11 protein-coding genes are annotated in these 15,883 nt (G+C 55.0%); 6 read left to right on the top strand and 5 right to left on the bottom strand.

The features are described from left to right. Window positions 1-63: 63 nt before the first annotated feature. Window positions 64-1,587, top strand: a complete 1,524-nt coding sequence (locus tag ABH899_RS13115) for an MDR family MFS transporter (protein ID WP_009672869.1) — start codon at window positions 64-66, stop codon at window positions 1,585-1,587. A gap of 150 nt (window positions 1,588-1,737) precedes the next feature. Continuing rightward, window positions 1,738-4,362, top strand: a complete 2,625-nt coding sequence (locus ABH899_RS13110; RefSeq protein WP_369996718.1) for a PAS domain S-box protein — start codon at window positions 1,738-1,740, stop codon at window positions 4,360-4,362. 86 nt (window positions 4,363-4,448) lie between these two features. Here ABH899_RS13110 and ABH899_RS13105 read toward each other — a convergent pair whose 3' ends face one another. Both ABH899_RS13105 and ABH899_RS13100 read right to left on the bottom strand, forming a co-directional pair. Beyond that, window positions 4,449-5,150 (bottom strand): PIG-L deacetylase family protein, encoded by a 702-nt coding sequence (locus ABH899_RS13105; RefSeq protein WP_369996715.1) that lies wholly within the window; start codon window positions 5,148-5,150, stop codon window positions 4,449-4,451. Window positions 5,151-5,189: 39 nt separating this feature from the next. Beyond that, window positions 5,190-5,465 carry a HesB/YadR/YfhF family protein gene (locus ABH899_RS13100; protein ID WP_009672746.1) on the bottom strand — a complete coding sequence of 92 codons (276 nt, stop codon included), beginning with the start codon at window positions 5,463-5,465 and terminating at the stop codon, window positions 5,190-5,192. A 206-nt stretch (window positions 5,466-5,671) separates the two neighbouring features. On the opposite strand from ABH899_RS13100, the gene ABH899_RS13095 reads away from it, so the two are divergent. Then, window positions 5,672-5,845, top strand: coding sequence for a hypothetical protein (locus ABH899_RS13095; RefSeq protein ID WP_009672764.1), 174 nt, complete (start codon window positions 5,672-5,674; stop codon window positions 5,843-5,845). Between the two features lie 84 nt (window positions 5,846-5,929). Here ABH899_RS13095 and ABH899_RS13090 read toward each other — a convergent pair whose 3' ends face one another. After that, window positions 5,930-7,159: an aminopeptidase gene (locus ABH899_RS13090; RefSeq protein ID WP_369996710.1), complete on the bottom strand. Its 1,230-nt coding sequence runs from the start codon at window positions 7,157-7,159 to the stop codon at window positions 5,930-5,932. Window positions 7,160-7,499: 340 nt separating this feature from the next. Between ABH899_RS13090 and ABH899_RS13085 the strand changes: the two genes are divergently transcribed. The 3 genes from ABH899_RS13085 to ABH899_RS13075 all read left to right on the top strand — a co-directional run bounded on the left by ABH899_RS13085 (window position 7,500) and on the right by ABH899_RS13075 (window position 10,979). Next, complete coding sequence (locus tag ABH899_RS13085) at window positions 7,500-8,954, top strand: SulP family inorganic anion transporter (protein ID WP_369996708.1); 1,455 nt, start codon at window positions 7,500-7,502, stop codon at window positions 8,952-8,954. A 258-nt stretch (window positions 8,955-9,212) separates the two neighbouring features. Then, window positions 9,213-10,202: a YpdA family putative bacillithiol disulfide reductase gene (locus ABH899_RS13080; RefSeq protein WP_218228608.1), complete on the top strand. Its 990-nt coding sequence runs from the start codon at window positions 9,213-9,215 to the stop codon at window positions 10,200-10,202. Window positions 10,203-10,259: 57 nt separating this feature from the next. Continuing rightward, window positions 10,260-10,979, top strand: a complete 720-nt coding sequence (locus ABH899_RS13075; RefSeq protein ID WP_369996705.1) for a DUF6483 family protein — start codon at window positions 10,260-10,262, stop codon at window positions 10,977-10,979. Between the two features lie 421 nt (window positions 10,980-11,400). On the opposite strand, the gene ABH899_RS13070 is transcribed toward ABH899_RS13075, so the two are convergent. Further along, a complete protein-coding gene (locus ABH899_RS13070) occupies window positions 11,401-14,058 on the bottom strand; it encodes an endo-beta-N-acetylglucosaminidase (RefSeq protein ID WP_369996703.1) in 2,658 nt (885 codons plus the stop codon). A gap of 320 nt (window positions 14,059-14,378) precedes the next feature. Then, window positions 14,379-15,872: an ABC transporter substrate-binding protein gene (locus ABH899_RS13065; RefSeq protein WP_369996700.1), complete on the bottom strand. Its 1,494-nt coding sequence runs from the start codon at window positions 15,870-15,872 to the stop codon at window positions 14,379-14,381. Window positions 15,873-15,883: the final 11 nt, after the last annotated feature.

The following is a 15,883-nucleotide window of genomic DNA, read 5'->3' as shown; positions in this document are numbered from 1 at the left end:
TCCAGACGCCGGAGAAGGACCGCTAAACTTGGAATCGCAACTTATTCAGAGGAGGATTTTCCCTTGATTCAGAAAGACAACAATCTTAACCAGGTCGTAGCCGGGCTGCTGCTGGCTATCCTGATGTCGGCCATGGACAACACGATTGTCGCTACCGCCATGGGCACCATCGTTTCCGATTTGGGCGGCTTCGACAAATTCGTCTGGGTCACGTCCGCTTACATGGTGACGACGATGGCCGGAATGCCGATCTTCGGCAAGCTGTCCGATATGTACGGCCGCAAACGCTTTTTTATCTTCGGCCTGATCGTCTTCCTGCTGGGCTCCGCCCTGTGCGGAATTGCCCAGAGCATCGTCCAGCTCAGCATCTACCGGGCGATCCAGGGAATCGGAGGCGGCGCGCTGCTGCCGATCGCGTTCACGATCGTCTTCGATATTTTCCCGCCCGAGAAGCGGGGTAAAATGACCGGTCTGCTGGGTGCGGTGTTCGGCTCGGCGAGTGTGCTCGGTCCCCTGCTCGGAGCTTATATCACGGAATACATAAGCTGGCATTGGGTGTTCTACGTCAACCTGCCGATCGGTCTGGTATCCCTGTACCTTATTATGCGCGCATACAAGGAATCTCCTCAGCATGTCGAACAGCGCATCGACTGGTGGGGGGCGATCACGCTCGTCGTCGCGGTCGTCAGCCTCATGTTCGCCCTGGAGCTCGGCGGCAAGAAATACGCCTGGGATTCGGTTCCCATCGTAAGCCTGTTTGCAAGCTTTGCCGTATTCTTCATCCTGTTCTTCATCATCGAACGGAAAGCGAAAGACCCGATCATCTCGTTCTGGCTGTTCAAACGCCGCCTGTTCGCGACCTCTCAGCTTCTTGCGCTGCTCTACGGGGCCACCTTCATTATTCTGACGGTGTATATCCCCATTTATGTGCAGGCCGTCTTTGGCGGTTCCGCAACGAACGCGGGCCTGATCCTGACGCCGATGATGCTGGGCAGCGTAGCGGGCAGCGCGATGGGGGGAATTTTCCAGACGAAAACGAGCTTCCGGAATCTGATGATTATTTCCGTCTTCTCGTTCCTCGCCGGCATGTACCTGCTCGGGGGACTGACGCCCGAGACGAGCAGAGCTCTCCTGACCGTGTTTATGATCATCGCCGGTTTCGGTGTCGGTTTCTCCTTCTCCCTGCTGCCTACCGCTTCCACCTTCAACCTGGAACCGCGGTACCGCGGCACGGCGACCTCCACGAACTCGTTTCTGAGATCGTTCGGGATGACGATCGGCATTACGATTTTCGGCAGCATTCAAGCGAACGTCTTCACCGACAAAATCAAAACCGCCTTCCAGGGAATGAACGGCGGCGGGATGGCCGGAATCGATATGAGCAATCCGCAGCAGATTTTCCAGGCGGACAAACGAGCCTTGATTCCGCCGGATATTTTAAACAAAATTATTCACGCCCTATCCGAGTCGATCGCCTTTACTTTCATGGTCGCCCTCATTCCCATCGTTCTGGCCGTGATCATTGTGTTCCTCATGGGGAACGCCCGGGTCGTACCCGCCAAAGAAAAGACTGGCCAGCCTTCCTGACCGGGTAATTATGCGAAGATGAACAGCCGGAATGCTGTTCATCTTTTTTTGTTGAAATTTGTCTGTTTCATTCGTTAAAATTCGGGTATATAACCCCAATGGATTAATTTTGAATCTTCAATATTCAGTCTCAAGGAGATGGTGACTAACATGACCAGCCTGCAAATTAATCCTCAGTCCCTGGTGGACCACTTATTTGCCCATACGACAGACGGCCTTGCCTTGTATTCCCGGGACGGCGGGTGGATGAAAGTAAACGATCCCTGGTGCCGCCTTTGCGGCTATTCTTCGGAGGAACTCGCCCGCATTGCTTTGAAAGACCTTGTGCATCCGGACGACTGGAAGGATGAATGGCCGGAAGCGCCCGCACCGGACAGTGACGTACAAAAAGTTCGCTTATTTCATAAATCCAAGCGCGAAATCCCCGTCCTGCTTACAATAAGCCGTCTGACCGGGAATTCGCCCGAAACAACCGAGTGTCACGTCCTGCAGGCGTCCGAGCTCTCGCCTGTCCAAGATGACGTACAGACCTGGAACAGAATTAAGCACCAGTACCGGCTGATGTCCGAGCATTCCCGGGATCTCTTCTACCTTACGGCTCCCGACGGGACGATTTTGGACTGCGCGCCTTCCATCCGGCGGATACTGGGGTATTCTCCGGACGAGCTCATCGGGATCACCGAGGATGTGCTTTACTCCTTTCCCCCCAGTTTACAAACGCAGCAGTCCGTTTCCGCCGTAAATGAAGAATATGCGCGGCAGGTCAAATTGCTTCACAAAGACGGACGCCACATCTGGTTCGACTTGACCGTGAAGACGATAATCGGCGACAACGGCGAGGAACTTTCTCTGAAAATCGGACAAGAAATTTCGGACCGCAAAAAGAACGAACAATTCATAGCGGAAGCCCAGCGCATCGCCCTGATGGGAAGCTGGGAATGGGACATTTCAAGCAACGAGATTCTTTTCTCGGACCAGTTCTTCCTGGTGTCGGGAATTGATCCGGAAAGCACCGCTGTTCACGGCATCCTGAGCCTGGTCAGCGAAGATCTCCACCCTGCTTTTAAAGAAAAGCTGGATAAAGCCTTGGTGGACAAGGAGCTCAGTTTCGAGTACCGGAGCCGGAAGGAAGCCGGTGCAGACAAATATCTGCATATCCGCGGCCTTGTTACGTACTCGGACCAGGGAATTCCCCTTAAAATCAACGGCACGATCCAAGATATTACGGACCGCAAGCTGGTTGAACTCAAGCTTCAGGAAACGGTCGAACGCTATACGTCGCTGAAAAAATACAACCACGACGCCGTCTTTTCGCTTGATCTGGAAGGAAAAATCCTGAACACCAATCTGATGGCCCAGGAAATGACCGGTTATGCGGTTCACGAAATGATCGGCGCCTGCTTCACGGAGCTGCTCGGAACGGAGGAAATTACGGATATCCTCGAGGCTTCCTTAAAAGACAATTCCGCCGAGAAACGCATCGACAAAATTACGGATAAGTACGGCAACACCGTGGAAGTGCTGACAACGATCGCTCCCATCATCATCAGTGAAGCGAACGTCGGGTATTACATTATCGCCAAAGATATCCGGGAACAGAAAAAGCTGATGATCGAGAAGGAAAGCGCGGAAGCCACGAACAAAGCAAAGGGCGAGTTTCTTGCCATGATGAGCCATGAAATCCGCACACCCATGAATGCGGTGATCGGCATGACGGATCTTCTGCTTGAAACGACCTCCCTCAGCTCGGAGCAGAGAGAATACTTGAATATCATCCGCAAAAGCGGCGACACGCTGCTCGTCATCATCAACGATATTCTGGACTTCTCCAAAATCGAGTCGGGTGTAACCGAACTGGTCGAGGAACCGTTCGATATCCGCACCTGCATCCTGGAGTCCGTCGATCTTCTGACGCCCAAAGCGATAGAAAAAAATCTCGAGATGACCTGCGCCTTGAGCCAGAATATGCCGTCTACCCTTCTTGGCGACGCCAAACGCTTAAAGCAGGTGCTCATTAACCTGATCGGGAACGCCGTGAAATTCACGAGTACGGGAAACATCACGGTTTCCGTCAAAAAGCAGGCTCATTCGCAGGGAACCGTCGAGCTATTGTTCCAGGTTAAAGATACGGGAATCGGAATTCCTAAAGAAAAAGCCGACAAGCTGTTCCAGCCTTTCTATCAGCTGGATAATTTCATGACGCGCGAAACGGAGGGAACCGGGCTCGGACTCGCCATCTGCAAGAAGCTGGTCCAGCTCATGGGAGGCGATATCTGGATAGAGCAGCCGGAAGAACCCGGCGCTCATTTCCTTTTCACCGTCGTTCTGAAAGAAGCGGCGGGGGAGGCTGTGCCGCTTCTTAGAGACAAGACGGCGGCGGAGAAAGCTTACGGCCACTCCCTCAAAATCCTCGTAGCGGAAGACAACCGGATCAATCAGCTTGTGCTCGTCAAAATGCTCACCAACCAGGGCCATACCGTGCGCGTGGTGGACAACGGCAGCGAGGTCGTCGAAGCCGCGCTGACCGAACGGTACGATCTCGTGTTTATGGATGTGCATATGCCGGAAATAAACGGCCTGGATGCGGCGCGGATGATTAAGGAAGCGCTCAGGCCCGAAGAATATCCGATCATCGTGGCCGTTACGGCAAACGCACTCAAAGGCGACCGGGAAAAATGCCTTGCGGCCGGCATGGACGACTATATCAGCAAGCCGATATTCAGCCGGACCGTCAACGAAACGATCCAGAAATTTTTCTCCTTCCAGCAGGCGTAACACCGGCATGCCACGATTTACACACAAAAGCTCCGTTACAGGCTGCATGCAGCAGCTTGTACGGAGCTTTTTGGCGTATCTTTTCGCTAAATCAGATCATCCAGTACCGATTCTTCTTTGCGGACCGGGTTCTTCTCGCCGCGCAGCCAGACGAGCCCGAAGTTTTCATAAGGAAAATCTGTGCTCTCCGGGAGCGTTTCGGTTGGGCCGAACGCCTTCTCCACGGAAAACTGCTGGGACTGGTGCGCCAGAAGCGCCTGGGCTTTGACCTTCCAGTAGGGCGCGGTTTCGAGCCTGAGCACGGAAGGCGCATCCGCCTTTACGCCCGCAAAGGGCAGGTTGTAATAGTATTTCTGAACGTGAGGACAACGTCCGCCGAGAACGGCTTCGTTTACCGCATGGTGGACGGCGATGTGATCCGGGTGGCCGCTGATTCCGTCTTCCGGGAATGTGACGACGACGGACGCTTCCGTTTCGTTCAGGAATTCGGCCACCGCATCCGCCAGCGCCCGCCTGTCCATCCCGGCCAGCTTGCCGTCCGGCAGCCCGAGGTGCTCCACGGCCGATACGCCCAGCAGATCGCAGGCGGTCCGCAGCTCGATTTCGCGCGCGGCGGCTAACTGCTCCGGGGTCATGGGACCGAGCGGTCCCGGTCTCCCCGCATCTCCGCGCGTAGCGCAGAGCAGCACGCTGCGTATTCCCCGATCCGCCAGAGAGCGGATCAGACAGGCGCTCGCGAACGATTCGTCGTCCGGATGCGCGTATATAAAAGCAACTACAGGGGCCATGGGTCCCGTCTCCTTCCGGTCTTTAACTCAAAGCCGTTTTCACAGCCGTTTTAGAACAATTTCTTCGGCAATGCCGTCTACGTGGAGATCTTTGCCGTCCAGATACCAGACGTCTTTTTCTTCCATAAAAAAAGTAACGCCGCCGGCCTCGGCCGTCACGGCCGGATAATGCGGAGCATCTTTAATGATCCCGAATGAAAAGGCATCCTCGCCCCCGCCGCTGTAACGTACAAAAATGCGCACATGATCCCCGCCGCCAAACCCCCAGTCTTTCCTGAAAAGATCCGATGCGGCTTCCGTGATCTTGATTTGCATACTCAGGCCCCTCCTTCTGATGACTCTCTGAATCCCGTGTTCAAGATGAGTCCGACTATGTAAATGGTTCCGTTCCGGACCCGGTTTCGATCCGCCTTCCTTCTTATTATAAACCGTACAAGGCCCTGCCACGCAAGTGCCTCTTGTTTTCTCCGGCTTTAGGACGGGTATGTATAGGTAACCCACACATTTAGGAGGGAATGGACATGGAACAGCCCAAAGGTCAAGAAGTGCGCAACGAGAAAAATCCCGATCACAATTCTCCCGAGCAGGAGCATAAGGTGGACCGCAAGCAGGACATCGAGCCTCAGGCGGAGGAATGGAATACACGCAACAAAATCAGCGGCACCCATCAGGACGAGAACAGCCGCAATTTGTAAGAACGGAACCCTGTATGACAGGCAAAATAAAAAAAAAGCGCCGGGACTGAAAAGTCCCCGGCGCTTTTTGCATGGAATAACTCCTTAGACCCAGTTGCCTTTGCGGAAGATCGGCTCGATTGTCCCGTCCGCGAGTTCCCCGTCGATATCGAGATCGGCGGAGCCGACCATAAAGTCGACGTGCGTCAGGCTCACGTTGGCTCCTCTCGCGAGAAGTTCCTCCTGGCTCATCTTGGTCCCGTTCTCCAGAGTGAACGGGTAGGCGCTTCCGACGGCAAAGTGGCAGGAGGCATTCTCGTCGATACCGGTGTTGTAGAAGATCCGGTTCAGATTCGAAATCGGCGAATCGTGCGGCACCAGCGCCACTTCCCCGAGACGTTTCGCCCCCTCGTCGGTATCGAACAGGGATTTGAGATGCTCCTGTCCGACTTCGGCGGAGTAATCCACCACGACCCCATCCTTGAACGTGAGCTTGAACTTATCGACTAGACGGCCGCCCAGATTCAGCGGCATCGTGCTCGATACCGTACCGTTGACTCCGTCGCGCTTCGGCATGGTGAACACTTCTTCGGTCGGCATGTTGGCGACGAAATAATCGCCCTGCTCGTTTTCTCCCCCGCCGCCGAGCCACAGATGGCCTTCGGGCAGCTCCACCGACAGATCCGTTCCCGGCGCTTTATAGTGCAGACGGCGGTACTTCTTGGCGGTCAGCCGCTCATGCGTCTCGGACAATTGCGCAATGTGCTCTTTCCAGGCGGCGACCGGATCGTCTTTATCGACGCGGTTCATTTTAAAGATCGTTTCCCACATAACGGAAACGCGTTCGTCCTCAGGCAGGTCGGCAAACACTTTATCCGCCCACGCTTTAGTCGGCGCTTTAACGAGACACCAGCTGAATTTATGGTTGCGGACATAACCCTGGAAGCGTTGTCTTGCGATCGAGGCCGCTTTGCCCGCACGTGAAATTTTGCCCGTATCGGTGCCTTTGAACAGCTCCGGATCGGGTACCTTGATGTTCAGCAGGGCGCCGTTGCCTTCGGCAAGCTGTTCCATCATTCTCGCCGTCCACTCCGGATAGAAATCAAACGACTCGTCAGGCGCGGATTCGTACCGAATGCGTGTCGTCTGCTCGTCGCTCCAGTTCACCTCGACGAATTTGGCTCCCGCTTCGTAAGCTTTTCTTACGACGTGACGCGTAAACTCCACACTTTCGATCGGCGATTCAATGTACAGAATCTGTCCCGGTTGAATGTTAACGCCTACTTTTACGACCAGTTCGGCATATTTCTCCAGCTGTTTCTGGAATGATGTCATGAATGACAACCCCCTATGTAAATGATTACTGATGCACCCTTTTACTCTACTCCTCTGTCTCCAAAAAAGAAAGTCCGCTCCATTTGCGTAAAGTCTTCTTGAATTTCTCCACTTTCCGCTTCCTTGCGTACAAGTCTCTTATAAGAAGTCCTTATTTTTAAGAAAAAGTGAGAAAACACTAGAAAACCGATCATTAAAGCGCTATCATCGGCTTTTAAAGAAATGAATCGCTTCCCTCTCTTCGTTATAATGTCTTTTAGTGATCATCGGCCCCGACTTTCCTGAGAGTGGAAAGTCACTTATTAACCAGTTGAACCCATAACAGAGGAGGATTTTCAACTTGCTTAGACAACTGAATAGAACGTGGTTTTCCAATCCGCGCAGCGATATATTGTCGGGGATTACGGTAGCGCTGGCGCTTATTCCGGAAGCGATCGCTTTCTCGATTATCGCCGGAGTCGATCCCATGGTCGGGCTTTACGCCTCGTTTACGATGGCGTTCGTCATTTCATTCTTCGGCGGCAGGCCCGGCATGATTTCGGCGGCTACGGGAGCGATGGCGCTCGTCATGGCTCCGCTTGTCAAAGAATACGGCCTGGAGTACTTGTTCGCCGCCACGGTTTTGACCGGAATCCTTCAATATATTCTCGGTCTGCTTAAGCTCGGCAAACTGGTCCGCTTCGTGCCCCAATCGGTTATGACCGGTTTTGTGAACGCCTTGGCGATCCTGATTTTCACGGCACAGCTCACTCATTTTGTCGGTCAAAGCTGGGTCATGTATGCCCTCGTCGGCGTCACGCTTGCCATTATTTATATCCTGCCGAGATTTACGAAGGCGATGCCATCCGCGCTTGCGGCTATCATTCTCGTTTCGATTGTCACCATTTCTTTCGGCATTGGGGTCAATACGGTCGGCGACATGGGCCGGATCACAAGCTCGCTGCCTTTGTTCCACCTGCCGCAAGTTCTGTTTACGTGGGATACCTTGAAAATTATTTTCCCGTATTCCCTGTCTCTTGCTTTCGTCGGCATTCTCGAATCGCTGCTCACAGCTACGATCTTAGATGAAATGACCGACACGCCAAGCGATAAAAACCGCGAAGTCCGCGGTCAGGGCGCGGCCAATATCGTGACCGGCTTCTTTGGCGGAATGGCGGGCTGCGCCATGATCGGACAATCCGTCATCAACATCAAGTCGGGCGGACGGACCCGTTTGTCCACGCTGGTTGCGGGTCTGTTCCTGCTGTTCCTGATCCTTGTTCTCGGTCCCGTCGTCGAGAAAATCCCGATGGCGGCTCTCGTCGGCGTGATGATCATGGTCTCCATCGGTACGTTCGATTGGAAGTCCATTCCCCAGCTGGCGAAAATTCCGCTGTCCGATGCGCTGGTTATGATCGTCACGGTAGCGATTGTCGTCGCCACTCACGACTTGTCCAAGGGCGTGTTCGCGGGCGTTCTGATCAGCGCCGTCGTTTTCGCCTGGAAAATGGCCAAGATCCGTGCGACGGCCAAGGTAAGTGCGGACGGAACCAAGACGTACACGGTATCCGGCCAGATGTTTTTCGGCACGATGACGCATTTCATCGAGCAGTTCGACTACATGAACGATCCGGAGCGGATCACGATCGATTTCTCCCATTCCCACATTTGGGATCATTCGGCCGTCACGGCTATTTCCAAAGTGGTGCTGAAATACGATCTTCTTCATAAAAAGGTGTCTATCACGGGACTCAACGAAGAGAGCCGCCGGCTCGTAGAGCGGGTCGGCCTTGCGGCCCCGGGCGGACACGGATAAAGCAGCGCATTCCGGTTTTTACACCGGGATGCGCTTTTTGTTATACACATGGGAGGCGTAACCCCCGGTTGCTCACATCTGCCGGTTCTCACTTGCGTGCGGAAGAGAAACCCAGGACATAGGTGGGCCTCGCCGGCAGGTTGTCTTTTTATCTCCGATTGCGTTACTATGGTATAAAAACCGTCGCTGCTTACTGTCAGACGCAAGTAGGAATATTTACGCCTGTCTTCATCCGTGACGGAAGGAGGCCACCATCTTATGGAAGAAGTCATCATTGTCGGAGCCGGCCCTTGCGGAATCTCGGCTGCCGTCGAATTGAAGAAAGCGGGCATCCCCGCGCTCGTGATCGAGAAGCACTGTATCGTGAATTCCATTTATTTGTACCCGACCCATCTCCAGTTTTTCAGCACGCCGGACCTGCTGGAAATCGGCGATATCCCGTTTACGACGCCGAGCGACAAACCCAGCCGCCAGGAAGCTCTTTTTTATTACCGGAACGTTGCCCGGCATTACGATTTAAACATCCGGAGCTACGAAGAAGTCACTTCCATCCGTAAGAAGGACGGCCATTTTGTCGTCACTTCCGTAAACCGCGGCGGGCGGCAAATCGTAACCGAAGCGAAACATGTAGTCATTTCAACCGGCTATTTCGATACGCCGAACCTACTCGGAATACCCGGGGAGGAGCTTCCGAAAGTAACCCATTATTACCGGGAGGCCCACCCTTATACGAATATGAAAGTCGTCATTATCGGGGGCAACAATTCGGCTATCGATGCGGCTCTTGATCTGATGCGCGTCGGCGCGGAAGTGACGGTCGTGTACCGGCAGGAGCAGATGTCCCCGTCCATCAAGCCCTGGGTGAGACCGATTTTCGAGAGCATGGTCGCCAAAGGCCACATCCGCATGCTTTACTCTTCCCGTGTCGTCCGGATCGACGATCTGACGGTAACCGTCGACACGAACGGGACGCAAACCGTGCTTCATAACGATTTCGTCCTGGCGCTCACCGGCTTCCGGCCCGACCGGACCTTGATGATCGGATCGGGCGTGGAGCTGCAGGGCGAGCATCTGAAGCCGCTCTATAATCCGGAGACGATGGAATCGGGCGTGCCGGGTCTGTATGTCGCCGGCGTTATCGCCTCGGGCCACAACGCCAACGAGATTTTCATCGAGACCGGCCGCAAACATGGCGTGGCCATCGCGCAGCATATCGCCTCGAAGGGGCAGAACGCTTCATCCAGCTAAATCAACCCGGCTGCCGCTGCCTGGCAGCATGCGCCGCCGCGATAAGGAGGAACCCGCTTGTTCGAACGGAAAGATTACTTATTGACGATGATCACGCAGATGACCGAAGCGATTGCAACCCGCATCCTCAAGCTTCGCAAAGAGAAGAAGCATGCGGAGGCTCTGGCCGAGCTCGGCGAGCTGTACGGCCGGATGCAGCTTCCGCCGTCCAAGCTGCTCGGCTCCGTTCCGGAGGAGGACGCCCTCCGCATGATGATGACGGGAGCCTCGCTGAGCGGCGAAAAGCTTCTGGCGGCCGGCAAGCTGCTCCGCGAGGAAGCGGACATTTACGAAGAAATGTCCGGGGAGCGCGAGGCGTACCAGCGCAGGGTCAATGCGCTGTACTTTTATTTGACGGCGGCAGAGCTGGGCGCGGAATCGGACGACGTGTCCCTTCACGCGGAGATCGCCTACTTGAACCACCGGCTGAAAGCGTACCGCCAGCCCGCCACTGTCCTGTACAAGCTCATGGAGTACTGCACCGCTGCCGGAAGCTATGACGAAGCGGAAAACCTCCTCTACGAGCTGAAAGGCAGAGAGTCCTCGGGAGACGGAGAGCTTCCCGAGCGGGGCCTTGCCTTCTACAGGCGGCTGCTCGCTTGCAGCGACGAGAAGCTGCAAGCGGGCAAGCTTCCCCGCGACGAAGTCGAAGCGGGCCTCCGCGAGTGGCAGGCCGCCTGGCCCCGGCTGTCGGCCGGAGGGACAGGCGCCGCCGAGGGGGCCGAGAGCGCGGGATGACCGCGGGGCGCGCGGGTGGAACCGGGGCGTCCGGGGTGTAAAGCGGCGGACGCGAGAACGCCCGATCGCCCCGCCGACTGACTGACCGCGAACCGGCGAATTAGCCGCTCCGCTCCGCACGGCCTCTGTAAACTGGCCCCTTAGTCAAGGGCACTTGAAAAAAAGAACTAAGCAGCACTTAAGAGATGGTTCCTGCATGGCACAGGAGTCATCTTTTTCACGTTCGATTTGATTGACATGTTTTTTTCTCATCTTGTTCGCCCCCACCGTTATCTCCTATATACAAAAAGGTACCCGTACGCTAAACACTTTTTTGGAAGTGTCCCGTGTACGGGTACCCGTTTACTCCAGGCTGACGAAACGGTCCTTTTTTCTTACCCCAATTTCCTCCGGATGCTTTGCAAATCCGTTAAACTCCGGCTTACTGGAGTCCGCGCACCTCAAATTCGTAAATCCGGGCCGCCGTATCCCCGCCCTGGCTCGCTTTAACGATGTTCAGCTTCACATAACGAGCCTTTACCAGCGCAACTGCGTCGTTCGTCTCGCCCGCCCGGTTTCCTTTTACTTCCAGAACGTCCGTCCACGTAACGCCGTCCGCACTCACCTGCACGGTATAGTCGCTCGTGTTGAAGCCTGCCCATTCGCCGCCGGCTTCGGCATGCTTCAGCACGAATCCGCTGATCGTTTTCTCCGCCCCCAGGTCCACGGTGAGCCAGTGAGGCAGATTGCCCAGTGCGCACCATTTGCTGTTGCCGGTGACTTTGCCGTCCACCGCGTTAGCCGCTCCTTCGGCAGGACCGCAGGCGTTGTCCGCTTTAGCGGTTTTGCCGAGCGCCAGGTTTACGGCCGCGCCCGCGTCTTTGCGGACGGTAATAAGCGCTTGCTTGGTCACGGAATCTTGACCGGCGCTGTTTTTGGCCGTGAGCGTCACGCTGTAAACGCCCTCCTCGGCAAATGTGACAACCGGCTGTTTGTCCGTACTTGTGGAAGGGCTCGCGCCATCTATCGTCCACAGCCATTCTTCGGCGACTTCCGTCGACTGGTCGATCAGCGTCACCTGCTCACCGGGAGCGACAAGCGTTTTGTCCGTTTTAAAACGGGCCGCTGGTTTCGGATAAGCCGGCCACTTGATCGCCGCCGTTGCCGCCTGCCCTGCCCGGTACTGTCCGTTGACCGCAACGACCTTAAGCACGGTCGTGTCCTCTTTATTGCTTCTTTTCATTTCAGGCACATAGTAAACGTTGTTGGGAGTAGCTCCTAGGAATTCCTCCTTACCGCCCGGAAGTACGCAATAAATTTCGTACTGTTTCACGTCTTTGTCCAGGGCCGTCCACTCCAGGCGGGCATCTCCGTAGATGCCGTCGCGGAAGTCGGAACCGGTGACTTTGAGATCGTTGACGGCCGGCAGAGACGACGATTGTTCTTGCTTCGCGCTGCTGATTGAAAGCTTGCCGATGTTGATCGCGTAGGCCGGGATCGTTTCTTTCGAGTCGAACACGAGCGAAATCGACGAAATGCGCCTTCCTTTATATGGCGTCAAATTAAATGTTTCGGTCGTCCAGCCCGGCTGAATTTTATCCTTTACGTCCAGATAAACGACCTCATCCTTCGGGTCGGCAAAAGTCAGGGCCACTTTCATGCCCGGCTTGGACGAAGTTTTATACGTAACCGACAATTTAGTGGCCGGTTCGATAGCCAGGTCCGTCCGGTACAGCTTAAGCGTCGTGGCATTGGCCGGACTCAGCGTCCCTTCCACCTTAAGAGAGCTGCCGCCGTAATAGGCGTCCGACCAGTCGAGGCTCGGTTTAAGCGCGGTTCCCTTACTCTCCGCCATCCAGCGCCAGGTCGGCAAAATATCCTGCAGGCTTCGGTTGTTCCAGCCTTTGTCGCGTACGAGTTTGCCGTCCGCGTAGTACTGCTGACCGCTTCCCGTGTTGAAATGCGTCACGAAAGGCAGCCGGTTGACCGCGGATTGTTCGGCCACATAATGAGCCATGCCTTTCCAGGCTTGGTTCGTATCCGTGCGGGAAGGATCGCCGTTCTGGCCGACCCAGAATTTATTCTCCCTGGCGAAAAAGTCCTTCATGTTCTCCGCGCTGTTAAATGCCCAGTCGGGCCGGTAAATGCCCAGCGAAGTCGCCGTCGGCTTGCCTGTCGGGAACAGCATGTCCCACTGGATGCTGGTGTCGTAGCCTTTGGCCTCGACGTCGATGCCCGCGAACAGCTCGTACGGGCTCCGGCCCAGGCTTTTCGCTTTGGCGGCCGAACCCGCCAGATCTCTCCACCAGAAGTTAAGGAACATACTGTCCGAAACCTTCTGTTGTTTGTCCTGCAGGAACATCCCGTTCTTGTCGTTCAGCGCGTTCTGCCAGCTGATCGCGCCGTCTTTGGTCATGGAATCGTACCACATGATCTGCATGGACGAGGATTTGCGGGCCTCCAGATATTTCAGGAATTCCTTCATTTTCTGGGCATCCGCCGGAGTGCCGCCCTCGGTTTCCTGGTTGATGAACCAGCCGTCGAAGCCGTATGTTTTCGCCACCTCGATCAGCTTGTCGGCTACCGGGAACGAGCCGTCCGGTTTCTGCTGAAGCGTCTGCTTCACCCAGTCGTATTTGCCCCCGTACACGCTCGGCGGGAAAAAGACGGTGCCCATGATCGGCACGCCGTTCTTATGGGCGGCGTCTATCGCGTCGGCGCTTGGAGGCACGATGATGCCTTCACCGGCCGAGCCTCCCCAATAGACCAGCTTGTCGACATACTGCCAATAACCGAACGTGTTGGCTGTGAATTTGTCCGAGCCCTGCGAAGGAACGCCGCTCGTTCCCGCGTTGAGGGCGGAAAGCGCCACGATTTTGGGCTCCTTGGACGCGTTCGCATTCACCTTGTCGCCCGTAAAACGTTCCTGCAGCGGGATCGAGCCGCGGTTGAATTTCGCGTCGGGATCGGCCCCGGGGCTCCATTTCAGCAACTGCTCCGGATACCAGTACGAGGAATGGGGCTGCGCTGCGGATGCGGATAACCCCATCGCCGCGAACGCCGTGATGGATACAGCCAGACTAACGCCAATCTTTTTCATTTGTGACCTCCTATGTAAGTTGAGACTTGCACGCACAGCGGGGCGGCAATCGCGGCTAGAGAATGAGGCGCCGGACCGACTTTCCCTGCCGGATGAGAATTCCGAATAATTTCCCTCCTGTTTGTCGCCGGCTTGGCAATGATTACGCTTTCATTATAACAACCGGACAAATTCCGTTCCTAGTGGACGAATTAAAGGTTGTATGTACATATTAAATACGTTTGGCGGAAATTTCCTTCACGTCCTCGCCGTGTCCGGAATCCATGTAAAAAAAGCGGCCGCACATCCGCGGCCGCTTCTTTGATAAGGAGAACGTACGCTTACTTCTTCTCCGCTTTCCATTTGTCGAACTGGTTTTGAGCTTCGGCTATGACTTTATCAAGCCCGGCCGCTTTCATTTTTTCCATCGCTTTCGGCAGGTACTCGTTCGGGTCTACCGACCCTGTCATAATGGCCGGGTAAAACTCGCGGGCGATGGCGGAAATGGACGCCACTTCGGTTTTGACCGGATCGACGTCGAAGTTGAAGCCGAACGTCGGCGAGACTTTCGCCGAATCGTTAAACTTCTTGAACGCCTCCCACTTGTCGGCCGGTTCTTCTTTGTGCAGGTACGTCAGGTACATGTTTCCGAGCGCGAAGCCCGGCATCTGGAAGCCGTCCTTCATCGCAGGCAGGTCTTCAATGACATTTTCGGACACTTTCTTGTAGTGCGTGCCTTCGATTCCGAAGCTGAACAGGTTCCGCAAATATTTGTCCGTGTTGAGCAGGTTCAGGAACATCATGGCGCGCTCCGGATTTTTGGAGTTCGCGGAAATCGCATGCATCGCGCCGGAAGCCGACCCGGTGAACACGACCGGATCCTGCATCGGAGTCGATACGATGTCGTAGCCTGCGCTCCGGGACCAGCCCAGATCCGCGTATGGCTGCGTAATTTCGCGGTCCACGAACCATTTGCCCGTCTTGATATTGTCGATGCCGTCAAGCGTAGCGACATCTTTGCGCAGGTATCCCGCCTGGTAGTATTTGCGGATCGTTTCCAGAGAAGCTTTCAGCTCGGGGGTCTCCAAAATATTGACGAATTTGAAGTCCGAACCGTTGTCCTGGATTTTCATTCCGACCGGGAATTCGTCCCCGAGAATAAAGTCGTACGGAATATACGGCTTGAATCCTTTCGGTACGGCAAGCGGAGTAATGTCTTCCGGTTCGCCTTCTTTAATCTGCTTCAGGTACGGCTCCAGGTCTTGAAGAGTGCGTACCTTGGTCATATCGATCTTGTATTTGTCCACGTATTTCTTGTTGAAGCGCCATACCCACTGCTCGCCGAGCTCCTTGTTGACCGGAACGGCGTAGTTCTTTCCGTCGATTTTGGTTCCTTCGAGAAAACGGGGGTCCAGCTCTTCTTTGATCCCCTTGCCGTATTTATCGAGCAGGTCGTTCAGCGGCATAAACGCGCCTTTCGCCGCATTCGTGCGGTACTCGAACGCCCACGAGGACGTAAAGGCGATGTCGAAGTTTTCTCCGGAAGCGGAAAGCACCTGCATCCGTTTGGAATAATCGCCCCAGTCGATCATGGTGATATCGAGTGTCGCGTTGATTTTTTCCTTCACATATTTATTGATCTCTTCCTGAACTTTAGGCAAATCCCGCTGCGGACCGCCGATCAGGTACACTTTTAATTTAACTTCCTTCTCGGTCGAATCGCCGGCCCCCTGTTTGCTGTCTCCGCCCTCGCTCTTGCTTCCGCAGCCTGCGAGCAAAGACCCGAATGCCAGCATCAGTGCGAGCATGAACACAAGCGCTTTTTTTCCCGCCATGCTTAATTCCC

This window comes from Paenibacillus sp. RC84, from assembly GCF_041260495.1.
GTDB lineage: Bacteria > Bacillota > Bacilli > Paenibacillales > NBRC-103111 > Paenibacillus_F.
The sequence above is the reverse complement of the archived record's forward strand: the minus strand, read 5'-3'. Positions and strand labels throughout refer to the sequence as shown.

Excerpts from the sequence above, each read along its gene's own strand:
- ABH899_RS13110 (WP_369996718.1), top strand. The coding sequence starts at position 1,738 with ATGACCAGCCTGCAAATTAATCCTCAGTCCCTGGTGGACCACTTATTT.
- ABH899_RS13105 (WP_369996715.1), bottom strand. The coding sequence starts at position 5,150 with ATGGCCCCTGTAGTTGCTTTTATATACGCGCATCCGGACGACGAATCG.
- ABH899_RS13100 (WP_009672746.1), bottom strand. The coding sequence starts at position 5,465 with ATGCAAATCAAGATCACGGAAGCCGCATCGGATCTTTTCAGGAAAGAC.
- ABH899_RS13095 (WP_009672764.1), top strand. The coding sequence starts at position 5,672 with ATGGAACAGCCCAAAGGTCAAGAAGTGCGCAACGAGAAAAATCCCGAT.
- ABH899_RS13090 (WP_369996710.1), bottom strand. The coding sequence starts at position 7,159 with ATGACATCATTCCAGAAACAGCTGGAGAAATATGCCGAACTGGTCGTA.
- ABH899_RS13080 (WP_218228608.1), top strand. The coding sequence starts at position 9,213 with ATGGAAGAAGTCATCATTGTCGGAGCCGGCCCTTGCGGAATCTCGGCT.
- ABH899_RS13070 (WP_369996703.1), bottom strand. The coding sequence starts at position 14,058 with ATGAAAAAGATTGGCGTTAGTCTGGCTGTATCCATCACGGCGTTCGCG.
- ABH899_RS13065 (WP_369996700.1), bottom strand. The coding sequence starts at position 15,872 with ATGGCGGGAAAAAAAGCGCTTGTGTTCATGCTCGCACTGATGCTGGCA.